This window comes from Halomonas korlensis (genome assembly GCF_900116705.1).
In the GTDB taxonomy this organism is placed as follows: Bacteria; Pseudomonadota; Gammaproteobacteria; order Pseudomonadales; family Halomonadaceae; genus Halomonas; species Halomonas korlensis.
Genome location: NZ_FPBP01000001.1, coordinates 300759 through 320753, shown reverse-complemented (window position 1 = coordinate 320753; position 19995 = coordinate 300759). Strand labels below are relative to the sequence as shown.

General features: G+C 52.8%; 16 protein-coding genes and 1 pseudogene. All 17 read left to right on the top strand.

Annotation, left to right across the window (positions count from 1 at the left end):
• The first annotated feature begins 83 nt into the window (after positions 1 to 83).
• The 17 genes and pseudogenes from BM341_RS01500 to BM341_RS01440 all read left to right on the top strand — a co-directional run bounded on the left by BM341_RS01500 (position 84) and on the right by BM341_RS01440 (position 19994).
• Positions 84 to 1370 (top strand): exopolysaccharide biosynthesis polyprenyl glycosylphosphotransferase, encoded by a 1287-nt coding sequence (locus BM341_RS01500; RefSeq protein ID WP_245784115.1) that lies wholly within the window; start codon positions 84 to 86, stop codon positions 1368 to 1370.
• A gap of 170 nt (positions 1371 to 1540) precedes the next feature.
• The gene (locus BM341_RS01495; RefSeq protein WP_089792202.1) at positions 1541 to 3349 is read left to right on the top strand and encodes an ABC transporter ATP-binding protein; all 1809 of its coding nucleotides are present in this window, start codon (positions 1541 to 1543) and stop codon (positions 3347 to 3349) included.
• A 107-nt stretch (positions 3350 to 3456) separates the two neighbouring features.
• On the top strand, positions 3457 to 4458 hold the full coding sequence (locus BM341_RS01490; RefSeq protein ID WP_089792201.1) for a UDP-glucuronic acid decarboxylase family protein: 1002 nt from the start codon (positions 3457 to 3459) through the stop codon (positions 4456 to 4458).
• Between the two features lie 152 nt (positions 4459 to 4610).
• On the top strand, positions 4611 to 5882 hold the full coding sequence (locus tag BM341_RS01485; RefSeq protein ID WP_089792199.1) for a glycosyltransferase family 61 protein: 1272 nt from the start codon (positions 4611 to 4613) through the stop codon (positions 5880 to 5882).
• Between the two features lie 90 nt (positions 5883 to 5972).
• Positions 5973 to 6821, top strand: a complete 849-nt coding sequence (locus BM341_RS18895; protein ID WP_139232955.1) for a hypothetical protein — start codon at positions 5973 to 5975, stop codon at positions 6819 to 6821.
• A 111-nt stretch (positions 6822 to 6932) separates the two neighbouring features.
• Positions 6933 to 8024 carry a glycosyltransferase gene (locus tag BM341_RS01480; protein WP_089792197.1) on the top strand — a complete coding sequence of 364 codons (1092 nt, stop codon included), beginning with the start codon at positions 6933 to 6935 and terminating at the stop codon, positions 8022 to 8024.
• Between the two features lie 5 nt (positions 8025 to 8029).
• On the top strand, positions 8030 to 8749 hold the full coding sequence (locus BM341_RS18890) for an ATP-binding protein (protein WP_139232954.1): 720 nt from the start codon (positions 8030 to 8032) through the stop codon (positions 8747 to 8749).
• 151 nt (positions 8750 to 8900) lie between these two features.
• The gene (locus BM341_RS18885) at positions 8901 to 9686 is read left to right on the top strand and encodes a hypothetical protein (RefSeq protein ID WP_139232953.1); all 786 of its coding nucleotides are present in this window, start codon (positions 8901 to 8903) and stop codon (positions 9684 to 9686) included.
• Between the two features lie 191 nt (positions 9687 to 9877).
• Positions 9878 to 11137 carry a glycosyltransferase gene (locus BM341_RS01475; RefSeq protein WP_175507765.1) on the top strand — a complete coding sequence of 420 codons (1260 nt, stop codon included), beginning with the start codon at positions 9878 to 9880 and terminating at the stop codon, positions 11135 to 11137.
• The gene (locus BM341_RS01470) at positions 11134 to 11817 is read left to right on the top strand and encodes a haloacid dehalogenase-like hydrolase (RefSeq protein WP_089792194.1); all 684 of its coding nucleotides are present in this window, start codon (positions 11134 to 11136) and stop codon (positions 11815 to 11817) included. The genes BM341_RS01475 and BM341_RS01470 overlap by 4 nt, the downstream gene beginning before the upstream one ends.
• Complete coding sequence (locus tag BM341_RS01465; RefSeq protein WP_089792192.1) at positions 11814 to 12593, top strand: hypothetical protein; 780 nt, start codon at positions 11814 to 11816, stop codon at positions 12591 to 12593. The genes BM341_RS01470 and BM341_RS01465 overlap by 4 nt, the downstream gene beginning before the upstream one ends.
• 73 nt (positions 12594 to 12666) lie before the next feature.
• On the top strand, positions 12667 to 14661 hold the full coding sequence (locus BM341_RS01460) for an asparagine synthetase B family protein (RefSeq protein WP_217646154.1): 1995 nt from the start codon (positions 12667 to 12669) through the stop codon (positions 14659 to 14661).
• Between the two features lie 110 nt (positions 14662 to 14771).
• A complete protein-coding gene (locus tag BM341_RS01455) occupies positions 14772 to 15812 on the top strand; it encodes an EpsG family protein (RefSeq protein WP_089792187.1) in 1041 nt (346 codons plus the stop codon).
• 101 nt (positions 15813 to 15913) lie between these two features.
• On the top strand, positions 15914 to 16693 hold the full coding sequence (locus tag BM341_RS18880) for a hypothetical protein (protein WP_139232951.1): 780 nt from the start codon (positions 15914 to 15916) through the stop codon (positions 16691 to 16693).
• A 187-nt stretch (positions 16694 to 16880) separates the two neighbouring features.
• Positions 16881 to 17999: pseudogene (locus tag BM341_RS01450) on the top strand (ISAs1 family transposase).
• Positions 18000 to 18083: 84 nt separating this feature from the next.
• Entirely contained in the window at positions 18084 to 18809 is a 726-nt protein-coding gene (locus BM341_RS01445) for a transglutaminase domain-containing protein (protein WP_175507764.1), read from the top strand.
• A gap of 30 nt (positions 18810 to 18839) precedes the next feature.
• A complete protein-coding gene (locus tag BM341_RS01440) occupies positions 18840 to 19994 on the top strand; it encodes a glycosyltransferase family 4 protein (protein ID WP_089792183.1) in 1155 nt (384 codons plus the stop codon).
• Position 19995: the final 1 nt, after the last annotated feature.

The following is a 19995-nucleotide window of genomic DNA, read 5'->3' as shown; positions in this document are numbered from 1 at the left end:
GGTAGCGAAAGAATATGCATAAGGACATGCAGAAGCACAGCAGTAACACCAGAGTGCCAGTGCAGCGCCCAAGGGAAGTCACCATGGCAAGCATCACGTCTTACTTACCGATGCAAAGGCGGAACTCCCAGTTCTTCAAACGGCTGATCCTCAGCCGCAAGTTGCAATTATTGCTGGGATTTTTCCTGACCGTCCTGCTCCCGGCATTGTTCATCTGGGACGAAGCCCTATGGAATATCGCCGACGCTGCACACTGGACGACGTTCTTCGCGATTACCTTGGCCTACGGGGGTACGCTTTCTATCTTGCAACGCCTGAGCCGGTTGCCTGGCGCTCGCGGCTACTTGCTGAGCATACCGGTGACCTCGGTCTGTTTTGCCATTCCCTTCGTCCTGTTTAATTTCATCACGATCGAGCCGAACGAGACGCTCTATCTTGCCAGTTACTTACTCACCGCTTTGTCTTCCACCGCGGGTTACTGGATCGCACAAAATTACCATCAGCTCAAGCTCGCCGTAGTGCCATTCGGTAAGGCGCCCAGCCTGTGCCAAATCGGTAACGTCAAATGGCACAGCCTGGATATGCCTTCGCTGGGTGAGCTTCGCGTGGACGGCGTGGTTGCCGATTTGCACGCTGATTTGCCTCCTGAGTGGGAGCGTTTTCTGGCCGACTGTACGCTTCACCGCATCCCTGTCTATCACGCCACTACCACCTACGAGTGGCTGACCGGCCGTGTACGGCTGGGCCACCTGTACGAGAATCGTTACGGCAGTCTACAGCCGGATGAAGGCTATGAGGTGCTCAAGCGTTGCCTGGACTTGCTCACCGTTCTGTTAACGTTGCCCCTTACCCTGCCGCTGATGGCCATCACAACTGTTGTTATCTGCCTGGAGAGCCCGGGGGCCGTCATTTTCACCCAACAGCGTATGGGCTTCCAGTGCCGCCCCTTCACCGTCTACAAGTTCCGCAGCATGTTTATAAACCAGCAAGGTATGGGCTATACCGAAAACAATGAGGATCCACGCATCACCCGTGTAGGCAAGGTGATCCGCAAGTATCGGGTGGATGAGCTACCCCAGCTATTCAACGTGCTGAAGGGTGACATGAGCCTGATCGGCCCGCGACCGGAGTCCATGGACTTGGCAAATTGGTACCATAGGGATGTACCGTTCTTCCACTACCGGCACGTGGTGCGGCCCGGCATTTCTGGCTGGGCTCAGGTGGAGCAGGGCTACGCCGCCGAGGTGGATGGCATGAACCAGAAACTGGAATATGATTTCTATTACATCAAGAATATTTCGTTCTGGCTCGACTTGTTGATTGTGATACGCACCATCCGCACCGTGCTGACCGGCTTCGGTAGTCGTTAATCCTGAAGATTAGCACTTTTTATGACCTGCAGAACTCGGGCTAACTCAACATCGGCGTTCAGTACTCAAGTGAAGCGAATTAATATGAGACAGGTAGAGCTGATGCGTCAGACCACAACCCTGACAATAAATGATACAAACACCACCCCAATCGCTTCGTTTGTTGCGCCATGCTGAGTCAGCTCAAGGAGCTCTATCGCCTCCTTACTGCTGAGCAGCGCAAAAAACTCTTGCGTCTGCAGTTCCTGGTGGTGCTGATGGCCTTTGCCGAGATCGCCGGTGTGGTGTCTATCGGCCCCTTCATGGCGCTGGTAGGCGATATGAGCCAGCTTCAGGGCGAGGGCATGATGGCCGAGTTCTACCGCGCCAGCGGCTTTACCGAGCCACGCACCTTTCTGTTCTGGCTGGGTATTGGCGTGCTGGTGGTGCTGACCGGCGCAGCGCTGATCTCGATGTACACCATTTGGCGGCTTTCGATGTATGGCGCGCAGGTGGGGGCGCAGCTCGCTAGCCGACTTTATACCCACTACATGCACCAGCCTTGGCTATTCCATGCCAGCGGTAGCAGCAGCCAGTTGACCAATCAGATCGCTCAGGAGTGTCAGCGAATAACCGGTAAGATCATAAATCCGTTGATGCAGATGAACGCCAAGTTGGTGATGGCGCTGTTCATGACGGTAGCGATATTCCTCTACAACCCGCTGGTGGCCCTGGCGGGACTGATAATTTTTTCTGTGGCTTATGTACTGCTCTTTCGCACCGTGCGCCGGCGGCTGATTCGTAATGGCAAGAGCATCTCCGAGGCGCAGCGGTCGCGCTTCAAGCTGATGGCGGAAGGTTTTGGCGGTATCAAGGACGCTCTGCTGCTGGGTCGCCAACAGGTATTCACCGACCGCTTCGACGGTGCCAGCGACCGCTTCGCCGAAGCCCAAGGCACCACCCAAGCCTTGAGCCAGGCACCTCGCTACGCCATGGAGTTGGTGGCCTTCGGCAGCGTGATCTTTCTAGTGCTCTATCTGCTGGCTGCACACAAAGGCAATCTGGGTTCCATTCTGCCGGTGCTTTCCGTTTATGCCTTGGCGGGCTTCAAGCTGTTGCCAGCCTTCCAGCAGGTCTATACCAGCCTCTCGCAGATCCGCGGCAACCTGGCCGCCTTTGATGCCTTACGGATTGATCTCTACGCCAGCAGCCAAGGGGATATTCTTAAACAGCCCACCGAGCAGGAACGAGCGAAGCAACACTTGGCACTCAAACAAAGTATTCAACTGGAAAATGCGAGCTTTACCTATCCTGGCAAGCAGGAGCCGGCATTAAGAGGAGTGAATATAGTGATTCCAGTTAACCAGATAGTCGGTTTGGTAGGAGCTTCCGGTTCCGGTAAATCGACTGCCATTGATTTACTGCTGGGGCTGATCGAGCCAAGCCAAGGGCAATTGTTGGTTGATGGCCAGCCAGTGACATCCGCAAACCGGCGTGCATGGCAGAACGTCTTGGGGTTTGTGCCACAGTCTATTTTCCTGGCAGACAGCAGCATTCGCGAGAACATCGGCTTCGGTCTGCCGACCGATGTCATCGATGACGAAAAGGTACGCCATGCCGCGAAACTGGCACACCTAGATGGGCTCCTAGCCGAGTTACCCGATGGCCTAGAAACCCGAGTCGGCGAGCGGGGCGTACAGCTCTCCGGCGGTCAGCGCCAACGTATCGGCATAGCACGAGCGCTCTACCACGATGCGGAGGTGCTGATTCTGGACGAGGCCACCAGCGCCCTGGATGGCATTACCGAAAATAATATTATGGAGGCTATCAACGCCTTTTCTGGCAAGAAGACCATCATCATGATCGCCCACCGCTTGGCCACCGTAAGGCAATGCGACCACATCTACTTGCTCTCCGGGGGAAAGATCGTAGACCAAGGGGATTACCGATCATTATTGAAGCGAAACAGGACCTTCCAACGCATGGCACAACATGCATAAACGCTAGTTCCCATGCAGCTTCGTACCGAGCCAGTACACAATTCTATATCGGGTTTGATGGGTTAAGTGCCTTGAAAAAATTTTGGAATAAGAGATAGGAGAATACAATGGTAAATACCATACTAGTCACCGGTGGAGCAGGGTTTCTGGGGTCTCATCTGTGCGAGCGACTTTTGAATGAAGGGAAAAATGTTATCTGTGTCGATAATTTCTCTACAGGTAGCAAGGATAATATCATGCATTTGCATGATAACCCGAAATTCGAAATTATTCGCCACGATATTAACTTTCCCTTATATCTTGAGATTGATCAAATCTATAATCTTGCGTGCCCAGCAAGTCCAGTTCACTATCAGCTCGATCCCGTGCAGACCATCAAGACGAACGTACATGGTTCCATCAATCTTTTGGGACTGGCCAAGCGCACCAAGGCGAGAATTCTTCAGGCGTCAACAAGCGAAGTTTATGGCGATCCAGAAGTGCACCCACAACCTGAAACCTACTGCGGAAAGGTCAACCCTATCGGCACGCGGAGCTGCTACGATGAAGGCAAGCGCTGTGCCGAGTCATTATTCTTCGACTACCATCGCCAGTATGGGATGGATATTAAGGTGGCGCGTATTTTCAATACCTATGGGCCGCGCATGCACCCCGATGATGGGCGAGTCGTCAGCAACTTCATCATGCAGGCGCTCCAGAATAAAGAAATCACCATATACGGAGACGGCAATCAGTCACGCAGCTTCTGTTATGTTGATGACTTGGTCGATGGCTTGATTCGTCTCATGAATGCGGAGAACGTAGTCGGTCCAGTCAATCTTGGTAACGACGGTGAATTCTCCATGCGAGAATTAGCTGAAAAAGTGATAAGTCTAACGGATAGTAACAGCAAGCTAAGTTTTCATCCGTTACCCATGGATGATCCGAGACAACGACGTCCGGATCTACGTCGAGCTACTGAGAAGCTCGGGTGGACACCTACCGTGGCATTGGAGGAGGGGTTGATGAGAACAATTGAGTATTTCGCTGCCCAGCTGGAACACTATAATGATGCAGTGGTTATTAACCTGGAGTTAAAAGTGCCGAAATCTACTATTACAGCTTCCTGACAAGTTGTTTGATGTGAAATCTCGATAATTTTAATAAATTAGTTTGGCAATTTTAAAAGTAAGAGTCTTTTATCAAAGTGGTAGGGTGACATGATCGCGTCTTCCATGCTGAAAATCTATATGTGTATACCGACTCTGGCGTGAGTAACCACATGGCAAAACCTTTAAATAAATTACTGAAGAATGTGGTTAGGAAGCTAATAAAAGCACCCTTAAGGAAGTTGCCCATCGTTCTGGAACATGCTTGGTTTGTCAGCCCGAAAAAAACCAAATTTGCAGTATGGTATAAAGATGAAATCCTTGAGGATAAGGATGCTCCTTCGACTTGCGTTGCCACCTGCGATAAAAAGTACAATCCACTAGATTGGATACAAATCAGCAAGGTTAAATTTTCGGGTGTGTGCGTGCTGTCGAATGGTATGCTACTGATGTGTAGGCCTTTGAAAGTTCATCAGCGACATCCGGAGTCGCGTAAGGCAATCGTCTGTACTAGAAACTATCGGCCACTGAAGTACCCTGGGGCTCAGTCATTATTATTTTCCCTAACCTTCATACGCAGGAACCTAGCCTATTGGCTTAAAACAGAAGAGCATAGAAGTTTGTCGGGAAACATAGCGCTCTTGGGCAACAGTGTATTTGATAACGCCAATTACTATCACTTTTGGACCGATGTGATCGCCGATATCTGGTATATCCGCCAACATCTTCCTGAGGCAGAGCTTCCAGATTACTACCTTGTGCCACTATCGAATGCGGCGTGGCAATGGGATGTGCTGAGCATGTGCGGCGTACATGAGTCACAGGTAATTCCCTACGCTCGACATGAGGTTGTCTCACTCGATAAATTGACCATACCGATTCGAGACAAGGGGGCCGTGAATCTGCCGTCGTGGTTATGTCGTGCGATGCATGACATGAGCGGGTGGTCCCCCAAGCCGCAGAGGGGCGAGCGACTGATCTTCGTATCGCGTGCCGATGCCGATCGTCGACGCGTTGTGAACGAGAGGGTCATCCGGGAGCATTTGAGTGATAGGGGCTTTGAGGTGCATACCTTGAACGGCTTAAGTGTTACGAAGCAGCAGCAACTGTTCGCCTCAGCCGCTATTATCTGCGCACCGCATGGCGCCGCCTTGACCAATTTGGTGTGGTGTAGCTCTGGAACCGTCATCATCGACTTATTGTCTGAGCGGCACTTGATTCCTTGCTTTCGCGATTTGGCTGCCCAAAATCAGTTGTTTTATTACCCTTTTGCTTGCCAGCAGGTAGAGGGCGTTACGAGTGGCATAAAGGGAGATATCGTCGTGTCAGATGCTCAGGTCGATTCGGTGTTGGATATCATTGATCAACATGTACCGAGATGTGGTGACCGCATTAGCGCGCAAATTGAAAAAACGCTGAGTGATAAATCTACGCCTATTAGCTGAAAGGTCTGAACGCTGAATTGAAAGTCAAGTAGAATCGGATGATCGTCATGCTCGATCATACTTCACGGTGAATGGCTCGGGAGCTAAGTGATGGAAGCTAGTCGCGTCATTATAAGTTGCACCACAACAGCGCAGCGTTTGGGGATGCTTTTCTATGCAATTGAATCCATAAAGAAGCAGAAGGTTTTGCCAAGCAGAATTCAGGTTAACATCTCCAAAGAGCCTTACCTGCGAGATGCAGGAATCCAAGAAGTGCCCGACTGGCTTAATCATGAACTTGTAGACGTGAAGTGGGTGGACAACACCGGGCCTTTTCGCAAGCTCCTGCCGACTATCAATGGGAGTACCGATAATGATCAAATCGTTACCATAGATGACGATATTCTCTATCATCCCGAATGGTTGGGCAGTTTGCTAAAAAGTGCTAGTGAGCATTCCGGTTGTATCGTCTGTGCGCGGGGCCGTTACATGAAACAGTCTTTGCTGGGAGGCTGGCAGAACTATTCTCACTGGTGCCTGTCAACTAGCGCCTCCCTTGTCATGAAAATGTTGCCAACCGGCGCGGGGGGAGTGGTTTATAGACGCCCCCTTCTGGATCTCGATTTCTTGAACGATCCGAAGTTTCTGGAGATATCACCCACAACAGATGACCTATGGTTTAGAATGGCAAGCCTAAGAAAAAGCGTCCCTGTATATGTTGATCCGGAAATAGATGTAAAAAATATTTATCTTATTCACCATGAAGGACTTGGGAAGATCAATTTTCCGGGAAGAAAAGGTTCCTTGCTAAACAAGATTTATCAACGAACGATAGGATATTGTCGCGATACGCTGGGTATCGATTATTATGAAAATGACAGGGCATGGACACGGGTGTGTGAGTATTCAAAGAATTGGGAGGCTCCAAATTCTGTAAGAAGCCAGGTTACTAATGCATAAAATGATGAGTTCTCAATCTGTTTCCTGTGTGCGCTCTCAGCCTAGTTTATCAAGCTTATTGGTATGGTCTGCGACGTGCAGAGCTATTTTTCAAGCAAACGGGCTGCAGTCATGAATATCGCCATGCTCTTGCCGGACCTGCGAGGCGGTGGGGTGGAACGTGTGCGGCTTGTGTTGGCGAAAGAATTTTCCCAACAGGGGCATCGCGTGGAATTCGTGTTGTTGCAAGCTAGAGGGGAATTACTGGCCGAGGCAGAAGCCCATTTTGTGGTGCATGACCTCGCCTGCGAACGTATTCGCTATCTGCCGCTGGCCTTGGCACGCTACCTCAAGTATCGCCGCCCAGATGCCCTGCTTGCTGCCATGTGGCCGATGACAGTTCTGGCCCCTCTGGCCGCGCGACTCTCCGGACACACCTGCTCCGTGTTGGTCTCGGAACACAATACACTTTCTGAGCAATACAAAAGCTGGGGGAGAATGCATCGGGGAATCCTGCGATTGAGTATGGCCGGTGGGTACCGGCTAGCGAAAGCATGTGTGGCTGTTTCGGAAGGTGTATCTTATGACCTCGCCACACTATCGGGCGTCAAGAAAAAATGTTTTAGTGTGATCAATAACCCGATACCTCAGAGGCCCATGCCGAGCCAGAAGAATTTGTCGGAGGCTGAGTCGTTATGGGGAGTGCCAAGCGGCGGTAGAATTTTGTCGGTCGGGAGTCTCAAGGCGCAAAAGAATCATGACCTGCTCCTACGCTCCTTCGCCCAAATAAAAAATAGCGGGGCCAGGCTGATGCTAGTGGGTGATGGTAGCGAAGAAGGAAGGCTTCGGCTGCTTTCCCGAGAGCTTGGTATTGTAAATCAAGTAATCTTCGCCGGTTTTCACCGTGATCCTACATGTTTCTATTTGACCGCTGACTTATTTGTACTGTCATCATGTTACGAGGGCTTTGGTAACGTTATTGTGGAAGCGCTACTAAACGGTACACCGGTAGTATCTACCAACTGTCCTTTCGGACCTGCTGAAATATTAAGAAATGGTGAGTATGGCATTTTGGTACCAGTAAATGATGAAGCTGCATTGACAGCAGCAATGAAAGTTTCACTTGCGAGTGATCATGACAGCCAACGCCTGATGACAAGAGCGAAAAGCTTTTCCCCCGCCGAGGCAGCGAAAAACTATCTTGAGCTGTTAATTAGAAAGTGAAAAGCATGATTTCTATACATAAAAAGGTTGGTCGTCGTGACCCAATTCCTTGTTTTGTAGAGTTTGTTGGTCCAAGAAGTAGTGGCAAAACTACGTTACTGAATTGCCTTAAAAACCGTTATGGGCACGAGTTTTCCTATGTTGGCGCTCCAGATCTTTCATGGTTCGCCAAGGCTAGAATACGGCTTCGTCAGGAGTTGTTCGGAAGAAGAATGTTTAATGGCCATCAGCTCGATGCGTTTTCCAGTGGCAGGCTTATAAAAGGATTCTCTAAGGTTACTGGCGGACTGGACTGGTATGCGAACTGCCGAGGAGAAATCTTTGTGGTGGATGAAGGTCCTTTTCGCGTCATCATGGATTATGCCGCACATAGTGAAATTCAGTACCAAGTGTGGCGAAAGTTCTGCATAAATAAGTTAGAGATTTTGTCACGGTATAGAGTGCTAGTGGTATTTGTTAAAGCAGACCCAGCTGTTCATTTTGAGCGCGATAAGAAGCGTCGGGTGGAGGAGTCGCAGCGTGGATCGCTACAAGGCTATTCTAGTGGATATAGAGAGTCCTTTAGAAACCGTAGATTTTTTCGTGAAGAAGCCATCAGCCTCCTTGAAGCTCGAAAGTATAACAATTTTCAAATGGTAACTTTAGTCAATGACAATGACGTAGGAGAAGTCGCATTTCGAGTGCGTAATCTTATCCATAATAACGTGGCGTGGAAGAGTGATTAACATGTATAAGATTTGAGTAAATAAGTGTTAAGTGCCTGATCGACGATTAATGCATGATTTCGTATCAATATCTTTGCACAATGGCTAAGGAGTTCGAGTGCATGACTAACAAACACTAGCCTATTGACCTTTATTAATTTACGAAAGTTAGATGGAGATTTTTATGTATTTTGATGGATTTTTATGCGCAAGCTTATCTAGCGAAATTGAACGCAGGTTAAAATTCTCTTCTTCTTTTAAAGACCCTGCTCAATATAGATTTGTGGAAAGTGTTGATGGCAGAAAATGGACTGTTGAAGACGCTGACAAACTTGTTTCAGAAGAATTTAAGCTGTTGCGAGAAAAAGAAAGGGAGAAAGGCCGAAAGTGGGTCAATGAAGCTGCAGTTGCTTGCACTATAACCCATCGCGATAAGCTTCTTAAAGAGGCTGCGGAGAGAGAGTGTTTTCTTTGCGAAGATGACGTGGTTATTGATAGTTCATTTATAAAACATTGGCAATGCAAAACGGTAAGATCAAAGCTTTCGGGTCTTAACGGTTTGGTATTGGGTTGCTATAGTTCACATAAAAAAATTGAAGTGAGTTCAAAGTCTTTGCTGTCATTTGGTAAGTTTGGCGTTTACGAGGTTCTAAGTCGTAAAATTTACAGTGCGGCATGCTATTTTTTGCCTCCACCGCTGGCGGAAAGCGTCATTCTTCATCAAACACCAGTTAAATGTATTTCAGACCAGTGGGATGATATTAGACAACACGTAAGTTTTCCAATATTCGTAATTCATCCTGCACCTGCAAGTTTCGTGGCTTTTTCTTCAAATATCGGTTATGGAAATTTTAGAGTAACTTCAAACTCCTTACTTTGGCGCTCAATAAGAAGAATAAATAGGAGTGTTAACTCTAATCATTTCGTCAATAAAGTTATATTTAAATCTTGTGTGTAGATTTCTGTATTAAGTGATCACATACAGCGACTGAATTGCGTAATGTGCTTTTTACCGATTTCTGATTAAAGGTTTTCTAAATGTTTTTAACAACTTTTTTACAGATAATGTATCTGATTGAGGGTGTTTGCGCTTGCAACTTGGAGCGCTGAGGTGCTTCTTCATTGTCGTGGTTAATGATTTGGTATTTTATGCAAAATATTCCTGTTACAAGTGGATTCAACCAGCCCGTTCTGTTTATTGCTTACGACGGGTTACTCGACCCGCTAGGCGGCAGCCAAATTTTACCTTACCTCTATAGTATCGCGGATCTCCCCCAGCATCTGCACATTATAAGCTTCGAGAAGGCTGAACGTTTTAAAAGTAGTTCAAGTGCTCTTAGGGATGAGCTTGATAGAAAAAATATTGGATGGACGCCGCTCACCTTTACGTCACGGATGGGAAAGTTGGGAAAAATATGGGACCTTTTTAGAATGTATGTCACTGCACTCAAGTTGCAGCGTCGACATCGTTTTACGATTGTTCACTGCCGTAGTTATCCCGCCATGCAGGTAGGTTGTTTCCTGCGTCGTTTTATGGGAGTAAAGACGATATTCGATATGCGCGGTTTATGGGTTGATGACAGGGTGGAGGGTAATCTATGGCCCCAGGACCGCTGGCTCTATCGGCGTCTTTATCACTATTACAAACGCTTGGAGAGGCGTCTTCTGGAATGTGCAGATGCGGTAATCGTTTTGACCGAGCGCGTAGTTCCTGAAATACGCCGATTGGCGCCTGAAATGCATGCTCCCATTGCGGTGATTCCTTGTTGCGCTGATTTTGATCATTTTTCGGGCATATCAACTACAGACAAGCTGGCGACTCGTACCGATATTGGCATCGACAAGCATGCACTGGTTATCTCCTATTTGGGGTCGCTGGGTACTGTCTACCTGCTTGACGACATGCTTCGGCTGTTCGAGACCGTGGCCCGGCAGCGTGATTACGCCCACTTGCTTCTTATCACCCAGGACTGGTCGCCTCAGCATGAGGAACGCCTGGGCGAGTCGAGTTTGGCTGACCTTCGACATCGTATCCATATTAGGCCTGCTCGTCGTGACGAGGTACCGAACTTGTTAGGTGCCTCGGATATCATGCTCAGCTTTCGACGCGCCACCTATTCCCAGATGGCCTGTTCACCGACAAAGCTGGCCGAGGCGTTCGCCTTGGGTATCCCGGCGATCAGCAACGCTGGCGTTGGCGATATCGATGCGATGACACGCGCCCTGGATGCCGGAGCGGTGGTTGATCTGAATAATCCGGATGCCTTTGAGACAATCTTGAGAGATCTGGACAGCATTCTTGCCAAAGGCGGAGAGCGGTTACGCGAATGCGCCAGGGGAACCCTTGGGCTTGAGAGGGCCAAGCTCGCCTATCGCAGGGTCTACGAGCAGCTTGAGGGCCAGTCATGACCGTCGCGCCCCGTATTGAACTCTATATCGTGGATGTTTGCGGCACCCTGGTCCTTGATGACACCACGCTCGGGCTTCTGCGCCACCACTTTGCCAAGGACACCGCTCGGCCATTGCGTGCCCGGCTCTTCAGCGCCGTGTGTACCCCTAGCAGCCTGCCGTGGTGGGTTTTCGCGGTGGCTGAGAAATTGACAGGGCAACATCTCTTGAAGCGTTTCGCCGTACGTCAGTTGGCCGGAGAGCGGTGCGAGGCGCTTGTTGAGAGTGCCCACGAGTATGCCAGGCGGCTATTGGCTGATCGGCGAGTAGATCCCGTCTGGCAAGTACTGGAAGAACCCATGGCAACTGGACGCGTCCTGCTCGCCTCGGCCAGCCTGGATCCGGTGATAGCGGCATTGGCCTACTTGACCGGTGCGCGGTATGTGGCTAGTTCACTCGAGCAGCGTGACGGCATCCTCACCGGGCATTACGAGACGGACCTGACGGGCCTGAAACACCAGGCGATGGTCACTAAGTATGGGGAGACCCTCCTGGAGGGGCCGATCAGCGTAATGACCGATAATGCAACGGATCGAAGCCTGGTCGAGATGGCTTCGGTGGCCTACATCGTGCTGCATAAAGCGGCACACCGTGAACGCTGGCAAGGCATTGGGGCGACCTTTATCGAAATTGACTCATGAAGTTGGTGTATCTTCTGCCATTCAGCTATTTCCTGAACACGCGCCTTCGCGAGGGAAGTGTTTCCTTTCACTTGGTCTTCGAATGGCTGGCCGCGATGCTGCTTGTGGTCGTGTTGGGCGAGGTGGAACCACTACCCGCCCTGGCCATGGCGGGCCTCAGCTACTTGGCGTTCATCAGCCTGTACGAGATTGGTTACCTCGTGAATGACCTTGTCGCTGCTCAACGGGAAGTGGGGGGACGCAAGCGAGGGCCGCAGGAAGCGACGCTCGGCTGGGGACTGGCATGGACAGGCAGTCGTCTCATAGCATTCATGCTGATCACGATATGGCTGGATTTCCTGACGGTGCCTGCGTGGTGGTCGTTTTATCTAGCCCTATGTCTCACCTTTTCCCTTCACAATGTGCTGCAGAACAGTGAGCTCAAGTCCGCCACCTTTCTGTGGCTAGCATGGTTGCGGTTCATGGCCCCGGTAATGTTCGTGGTGGAGGACGCCCAACGTCTCGGGATCGGGCTGGCTGCTGCGGTTTCCTACGTCACCTTTCGCCTGCTGGGTTATCTGGACAGTAAGCGTCTGCTGCGTATGCCCGGCAGACAGCGCGCCTCGTTCCGTCTGTTTTACTTTCTCATGCCCCTCATCGGCCTGCTGGCCCTTTGGCCCTATGCAGGCGCCGAAGGGTACATGGTCCTGACGAGTTACTTTGCCATAGTGGCGGCAGTGGGCACCCTCGCGGGGCCGGCACTGACACGCGTCTCGCATTCACGGACGGGTAGATGACATGTGTGGTTGCACCGGTTTCTTGACAGGCGCCTCGCCCTCGCTGGCTGAGCTGGAGAATTCCGTCAGGCGGATGGCCGATACCCTTCGGCATCGTGGGCCCGATGACGCGGGGGTTTGGGTCGATAGCGACGCTGGCGTGGCATTGGGGCACCGTCGGCTCTCCATTCTGGATCTCTCGCCGGCGGGACACCAGCCCATGCATTCATCCTGCAAGCGCTATGTGCTCACTTTCAACGGCGAGATTTATAACCATCAACAATTAAGAACGGAATTGGAAAGGGAAGAACGATGGGGGCGCCATAACTGGCGCGGGCATTCAGATACCGAAACCCTGCTGGCGGCATTCGCGCTTTGGAGTGTCGAGGCGACACTGAAGCGCTGCGTGGGAATGTTCGCCATTGCGCTATGGGATCGGCAAACCCGTACCCTGACCCTGGCACGCGACCGCTTCGGTGAAAAGCCGCTCTACTATGGTTTCGCTCAAGGCTGCGGTTTCGCTCAGGGCTGCGGCTCTGCCCGAGGCTCGGGGGGCAGCGTTGTGGCGGGCGAGGTAGAGGGTGTTCGCGGCACCGGCCCGGTGCTGTTCGGCTCCGAGCTCAAGGCCTTGATGGCCCACCCCGAGTGGCAGGGCACAATGGCGACCGACGCCCTGGAAGGTTACCTGCGCTTTGGCTGTGTGGGCGGCGAAACCAGTATCTTCCAGGGCATCGCCAAGTTGCCTCCGGGAGGACTGCTAAAGGTATCGCCTGCCGATGTGCTGGCCGGTGAGCTGCCGCGTTCGGTGGCCTGGTGGTCGGCGGAGCAGGCCGTGCATGAAGCGATGCAGACCGGGCGCATCGAGGACCCAGAGGCCGCCGTTTCAGCGGTGGAACAGGCGCTGGGCCAATCGGTACGCCGCCAAATGCTGTCCGATGTGCCGCTGGGCGCTTTTCTCTCCGGTGGTATCGACAGCTCGCTGATCGTGTCGTTGATGCAGCAACAGGCCGACCGACCGGTGCGTACCTTCTCGGTGGGCTTCGATGATGCCCGCTACGACGAGTCCACCCATGCCGCGGCGGTAGCGGCCCACCTGGGCACCGACCACTTGACGCTGGAAGCCACCCCGGACATGGCACTCGACCTGGTGCCCCGGTTGCCCGAGCTTTTCGACGAGCCCTTCGCGGATTCTTCCCAGCTACCCACCGCGCTGGTCTCGCGACTGACCCGCAAGCACGTCACGGTGGCGCTTTCCGGCGATGCCGGCGATGAGCTGTTCGGTGGCTACAACCGTCACCTCTGGGTTCCGCGAATCTGGCACAAACTCAAGCGTCTACCGTTGCCGGCACGCCGAGCCCTGGCGGTATCGCTAGAGTCGATCCCCTCGCACCGATACGACCAGCTGATGCGGCTGGGAGGCTGGGTGCTGCCGGCCAAGCTGCGCCTGCGTACCTTCGGCGAGAAGTTGCACAAGCTGGCGGCAGTCCTGTCCAGCCCCAGCGAGCAGGCCCTGTTCGCGGGGGTGGCTGCGATGAACCGTCATCCCGCCGCACTGCTGGTCGGGCAAGGGCAGGGCAGGGCGCTGGATGCCCTGTTTCCGGCTCTCCAGCAGTTCAACAGCATGGAGTGGATGCTGTTGATGGACACGCTCCACTATCTGGTGGATGACGTGCTGGTGAAGGTCGACCGCGCCAGCATGGCCAGCAGCCTGGAAGTGCGCGTGCCCTTTCTGGATCCCGATGTCTTCCACACCGCCTGGCGTATCCCGGCGCATATTCGATTGCGCTACGGGCAGGGCAAGTGGGTGCTGCGTCAGCTGCTCTATCGTAATTTGCCTCGTGAGTTAGTAGAACGTCCCAAGATGGGCTTCGCGGTGCCGCTGGATGCCTGGCTGCGGGGCCCACTAAGGCCATGGGCCGAGGATCTACTCTCTTCTGCCAGTTTGAAAGATTTACCGCTGCTCGATACCCGTCAGGCTCAGTCGCTATGGCAAGCCCACCTGAAGGGGCACGGGCATCACGCCCAGCAGCTCTGGACGGTGCTGCAATTACTGGCTTGGCAGCGGCGGTGGAAGCCTGGGCTTCCCTGATCTCTGGTTTTTGGCCTCTGGTTTCTAATCCTTGTACCTGATCTGTGTCTCCGTCGCGTGCCTTCGCGGTACGGCTCATTAAATAACGACTCACTGCAAACGCGGTTGCCATGTTGCCTTACTGGATTCTTTTCCTGATTCCCGCGGTAGGCGTTCTGGCGCCATACCGCCTGACCCCCGCCTCTCGTCCTGCGATCTGGTGGCTGGTCGGTAGCCTCTTTGCCTTGGCCATTGGGCTGCGTTTCCAGGTCGGTGGCGATTGGGGCTCGTATCTGGGTTATCTGGACCATGCCTCCACCATGACGCTGCTTGAGGCGTTGTCACGTGAGGACCCGGGCTATTACCTGCTCAACTGGCTGGCGGCGAACCTGGGCGGCAACATTTACTGGGTGAACCTAGTCTGTGGCGTCATCGTAATGACCGGCATAGTCGCTTTTGCACGCAACCAGCCGCTGCCTTGGCTGGCCCTGATGGTGGCGGTGCCCTACCTGATCATTGTGGTGGCCATGGGCTACACCCGCCAGGCAGTGGCGCTGGGGTTCATCCTGCTGGGTCTAGTGGCCCTCGGTGATGGAAGGGTGCGTATTTTCGTGGTCTGGGTGCTGATCGGCGCGGCTTTCCACAAGTCTGCGGTGCTGATGCTGCCGATGGCGGGGCTGGCGGCCAGCCAGAGCCGGTTCACGTCCATAGCCTGGGCGGGAGTGGCTACGTTGATTGGCGGTTACCTGTTCCTGCTGGATTCCGCCGACCAGCTCTGGGCCAATTACGTCGAGGCCGATTATCAGTCCGAGGGTGGGCTAATCCGCGTATTGATGAATGCCGTACCCGCAGGGCTCTACCTGGTGCTGCACCGATATTTGCAACTTAATGAAGACGAGCGATGCCTGTGGTGGTGGCTTTCGCTGCTGGCCATCGCCTGCATCCCGCTGGTGGTAATGTCCTCCACCGCCACCGACCGTGTCGCCCTTTACCTGATTCCCCTGCAAGTCTTCGTGTTCTCACGGCTTCCGCTGATTAGCACGGACGCACGTTGGTCGACGCTAATCGTGCTCAGCGTGGTGGCCTACTATGCGGCGGTGTTGCTGGTGTGGCTCGTGTTCGCTGCACACTCCCATGCCTGGTTGCCCTACCAGCTGGTGTGGCTGCTGTGATGTCTGGTGAAGCAAGTTCCCGCTACCCCTCGAGGTCACAGCGATGCCTGTCCCTATTTGTCAATGTAATTATCACCTAAACGGATTTATAGGTGTTTAACGTGCGTTACCCCGCAGGGCGTAAGGAAGCCATTATTAATAAGATATCGCCGTCCTTGAGTCTCTCCATCTCCGAACTAACAAAATACTGGGGTAGCTTCTATGGAATGCAGGATAAAATTCTTGAGCTGGGGTTTGTCAAGTTCCCCACGCTGTCTGGGTTGATAGATATTGAAAGTTATGCTGTGGATATTCTGGGTGAATGTGGCGGTAAAACCTTTGTCGAGTCGGCGCCTGCGCAAACTAAACTTTTTGATGACTTGGGTTTAAAATCCCTTTTGGCTCCTATCTTGTTTGAATTTGCTAAAGAACAGTTCTGTTACAAAGGGAATGTGGATAACCAATATCATATTTCTCGCTTTGTCTGTCCTGGGAATAGTGTAGAGAAGTATAGATCCCATTTTGATTCTCATTTGTTCACTTTGGTAATTCCGTTAATAATTCCAACTTCTTTGTTGGGCGAAGAAGTTGGCGAATTCTTGTTTATGCCTAATGCCAGAAGAAGTCCCAAGAGTGAAATTGAAAATATTTTTGGAAAGATGTATTTCAAGAGGTATTCGAGTAGGCGGGCGATGATGAAGCTAGTAAAGGCCCGTAAATGTGAGGTTGAGCTGTTTTCTGATCAGTGTCCTTTGTTGTTTCTGGGCCGAACGACATTGCATACAAATAAGGCTGTTTCCTTGGGCGCATCAAGTGTTCGGTTGTCATCGTTATCCCATTTTTTTGACCCGGGGCCTACATTTGTCATTGGCAGGTTATTGAGGTCTTTGAGGGACCGGTGATCGTCTTCAGCGTGGTGGCCTACTATGCGGTGGTGTTGCTGGTGTGGCTCGAGTTCTCTGCAAATTCTTATGCTTGGCTGCCTTACCAGGGCAAACGCATGAAAAACCGCGCTATGACGGGCTTCGTAGCGCTTTACCCCTAGGAGCTGTTGTGGTCATCTAACGCTTTTTGCTCATGGATGGCCCCATGCTGACACCGTCACTTATGCACCATTTATCGATCATTCCCGACTTCCGCCAAGTCTGGAAAGTGCAGCATCAGCTGTCGGATATCCTGTTTATGACCGTTTGCGCGGTGATTTCTGGTGCGGAAGGTTGGGATGAAATCGAGGATTTTGGCCACGCGAAGCTGGATTTTCTGCGCCAGTACGGCGATTTTAGCGCTGGGGTGCCCAGCCACGACACCCTGGCGAGGGTCATGGCGCTGGTGAATGCCGATCAGCTGCAAAGCGCGTTCGCCGAGTGGATGAAAGCCTGCCATGACGTCACCGATGGGGCGGTGGTCGCCATTGATGGCAAGACGCTACGAGGCTCCTATTGCCGAGGCAAGAACAAGGGCGCCATCCATATGGTCAGCGCCTTCAGTGCGGCCAATGGAGTGGTGCTGGGTCAGGTCAAGACAGCGAAAAAAAGCAACGAGATTACCGCGATTCCTGAGCTGCTCAAGCTGCTGAACCTCCACGGCTGCCTAGTGACGATCGATGCCATGGGCTGCCAGAAAAAGATCGCCACCCAGGTGCTGCAACAAGGCGCGGATTACCTGCTGTCAGTGAAGGAGAATCAGCCCGCCCTGGCAGACGCATTTGAGGCGGCATTCCCCATGGCGAAGGTGGTCAATTTCGAAGGGGATGCCTACGTCACGGATGAGAAGAACCGAGGGCGCCAGGAGACGCGCTATCACATCGTCAGTGATGCTACTGAAGAGTTTCAGGAGCCTAGCTACGAATGGCCGGGCTTGAAAACGGTCGGTGTGGTAATGAGCTTCCGCCAAGAAGGTGACGAAGCGCCCGACGCCCCGATGGTTCGCTATACCATCAGCTCAGCCTAGCTTAGCGCCAAAAAGCTCGCCGAAGCAGCTCGCCAGCATTGGTTTGTTGAGAATAAACTCCACTGGTCACTCGACGTCGCACTTAGAGAAGACGCCTGCAAAATTCACCGCGGACAGGCAGCCGAAAACCTCGCCAGGGTCCGGCATATTGCCTTGAATTACCTGAAAGGCGAGAAGCTTTTCAAGGGTGGAATTCAGCGAAAGCAGAAGAAAGCCGCGCTGGATGAGACGTACCTGGCGGACATTCTCGCGGTGTGAGAGTTTTCATGCGTTTTCCCTGGCTGCCTTACCGATTAGCCTGGTTTTCAATGCCTTGAAAAATTAAGACTTCGGATGGTCCTGATGAAGATGAAAAAGAAGCTTGTCGGAATATTTATTATATTGCCTTTGTTGCTTTTCTCTTACTTGTATCTAACGCAAGTGGATAATGGGCTTACTCGGGAAGATGAGCAAGCTATAGGGCAAACGTTAGGCACATTTCTTGAAGGCACAAATGACGAAAACCTGACTTTTCAGCAAGAGGTCGATTTCATAAGGAAAGTGCAAGTGACTGTGCTCGACAAGGTACCTGTCAATTCAGGGATACCACATGGCATGCCACGTGAGCCCAGTGACTTGTTGGCGCTAGGTAAAGGACTCTGCTTCGACCGTAGTCGCTTTATTGAAAAAGCCCTGCGCCAGCATGGCTTTGAAACACGTCATATCGCTATCTATTCAACCTCCGAAACTGGATCAGCGATCAAGTCCCTGCTCACCCCACAGGTCCGCTCGCATGCCGTTACCGAAGTGCTGACCTCACTAGGTTGGATGGTGGTGGACTCTAACGAGCCATGGTTGTCTCTCGACAAGGGATATCAGCCGGTGTCGATCGATCAACTCTCGGGACTGGGTAGCTCCGGTATGGTGGAACGCTTTATGTCACTGCCCGAGACCTCTATCTATGCGCATGGTTTCACTTTTGTGTATGGGCTGTATTCACGTCACGGTATGTTCTATCCACCTTATGACCGGGTGCCAGATATCAATGTCGCCGAGTTTAGTCAGAATATTTTGCGCATATTCGAGTAGGGAGCGCATCCGCTGCTGTCGGAGCACTGCATGCAAAGCAATGACGTTGTGGTATTGGTTTCCAACACCTCTTGGTACCTCTATAACTTTCGCCGCGGGACGATCGATGCGCTGCGTGGCGCTGGATATCATGTGGTGGCGCTGGCCCCTGAGGATGTCTATTCCTTCCGGTTGGTGGAGGAACTTGGTATCGAACATGTGCCGCTGCCCATGGAGGGCAAGGGCACACGGCTGCTGGGCGAGAGCAACAGCCTGGTGACCCTGGCCAAGAGTCTGCGTCGCCTCAAGCCCGCCTTTGTCTTCAACTTCACCGTCAAGGCCAATATCTATTCGGGGTTGGCCTGTCGGCTATTGGGCATTCCCTATGCCAATAACGTCTCGGGACTGGGAACCGCCTTCCTGCATGATAGCTGGCTGTTTCGCCGGGTGCACTCGCTCTATGGCGTCGCCAACCGCGGGGCGCAGCGGGTGTTCTTCCAGAACCAGGAAGATCATGACCTGTTTCTGAGCCACGGCCTGCTTCGCACGACGCCGACTACGGTGCTGCCGGGCTCCGGCATGGATACCACCCGCTTTACTTTCTCGCCGCTGCCGAACCCCGTCCCCTTTACCTTCGTGATGATCGCTCGCCTGCTGGGCGACAAGGGCGTGCGCGAGTTTGTGCAGGCGGCGGGGCAGGTGCGTGCCGCTTACCCCGATTGCCGCTTCATGCTGATCGGCCCCCATGAGGCCAGCAACTGTACCGCGATTACCGAAGCCGAGGTGCAGCGCTGGCAGTCAGAGGGCGTAATTGAGGTGCTTGGCGAGCAGGGCGACGTTCGGCCCTTCCTCGAGCAATCGCATGTGCTGGTGCTGCCCTCCTATCGGGAAGGGATGCCGAGAACCGTACTGGAAGCCGCCGCGATGGGACGGCCCGCCATCGTGTCCGATGTCCCGGGGTGCCGCCAGGCGGTAGTGGCCGGCAAGACAGGTTGGCTGTGCGAAGTGAAGAGTGCTGATTCGTTGGCCCAGTGCATGGCGACATGCATTGCCATGCCCCGGGCGGAACTGCAGGCAGCAGGCAAGGCGGCGCGAGTGCGCATCGAGGAGGAGTTCGATGAGCGCATCGTGATTGAGGCGGCGCTTGGCTGCTTGCATGAAATCCATGACCTGAACCGGGCCCATCCATTGTCATGCAAGGAATGAG

Bases quoted from the DNA above. Each gene is read 5' to 3' on its own strand.
- BM341_RS01500 (WP_245784115.1), top strand. From the start codon at position 84: ATGGCAAGCATCACGTCTTACTTACCGATGCAAAGGCGGAACTCCCAG.
- BM341_RS01495 (WP_089792202.1), top strand. From the start codon at position 1,541: ATGCTGAGTCAGCTCAAGGAGCTCTATCGCCTCCTTACTGCTGAGCAG.
- BM341_RS01490 (WP_089792201.1), top strand. From the start codon at position 3,457: ATGGTAAATACCATACTAGTCACCGGTGGAGCAGGGTTTCTGGGGTCT.
- BM341_RS01485 (WP_089792199.1), top strand. From the start codon at position 4,611: ATGGCAAAACCTTTAAATAAATTACTGAAGAATGTGGTTAGGAAGCTA.
- BM341_RS18895 (WP_139232955.1), top strand. From the start codon at position 5,973: ATGGAAGCTAGTCGCGTCATTATAAGTTGCACCACAACAGCGCAGCGT.
- BM341_RS01480 (WP_089792197.1), top strand. From the start codon at position 6,933: ATGAATATCGCCATGCTCTTGCCGGACCTGCGAGGCGGTGGGGTGGAA.
- BM341_RS18890 (WP_139232954.1), top strand. From the start codon at position 8,030: ATGATTTCTATACATAAAAAGGTTGGTCGTCGTGACCCAATTCCTTGT.
- BM341_RS18885 (WP_139232953.1), top strand. From the start codon at position 8,901: ATGGAGATTTTTATGTATTTTGATGGATTTTTATGCGCAAGCTTATCT.
- BM341_RS01475 (WP_175507765.1), top strand. From the start codon at position 9,878: ATGCAAAATATTCCTGTTACAAGTGGATTCAACCAGCCCGTTCTGTTT.
- BM341_RS01470 (WP_089792194.1), top strand. From the start codon at position 11,134: ATGACCGTCGCGCCCCGTATTGAACTCTATATCGTGGATGTTTGCGGC.
- BM341_RS01465 (WP_089792192.1), top strand. From the start codon at position 11,814: ATGAAGTTGGTGTATCTTCTGCCATTCAGCTATTTCCTGAACACGCGC.
- BM341_RS01460 (WP_217646154.1), top strand. From the start codon at position 12,667: ATGGCCGATACCCTTCGGCATCGTGGGCCCGATGACGCGGGGGTTTGG.
- BM341_RS01455 (WP_089792187.1), top strand. From the start codon at position 14,772: ATGTTGCCTTACTGGATTCTTTTCCTGATTCCCGCGGTAGGCGTTCTG.
- BM341_RS01445 (WP_175507764.1), top strand. From the start codon at position 18,084: ATGAAGATGAAAAAGAAGCTTGTCGGAATATTTATTATATTGCCTTTG.
- BM341_RS01440 (WP_089792183.1), top strand. From the start codon at position 18,840: ATGCAAAGCAATGACGTTGTGGTATTGGTTTCCAACACCTCTTGGTAC.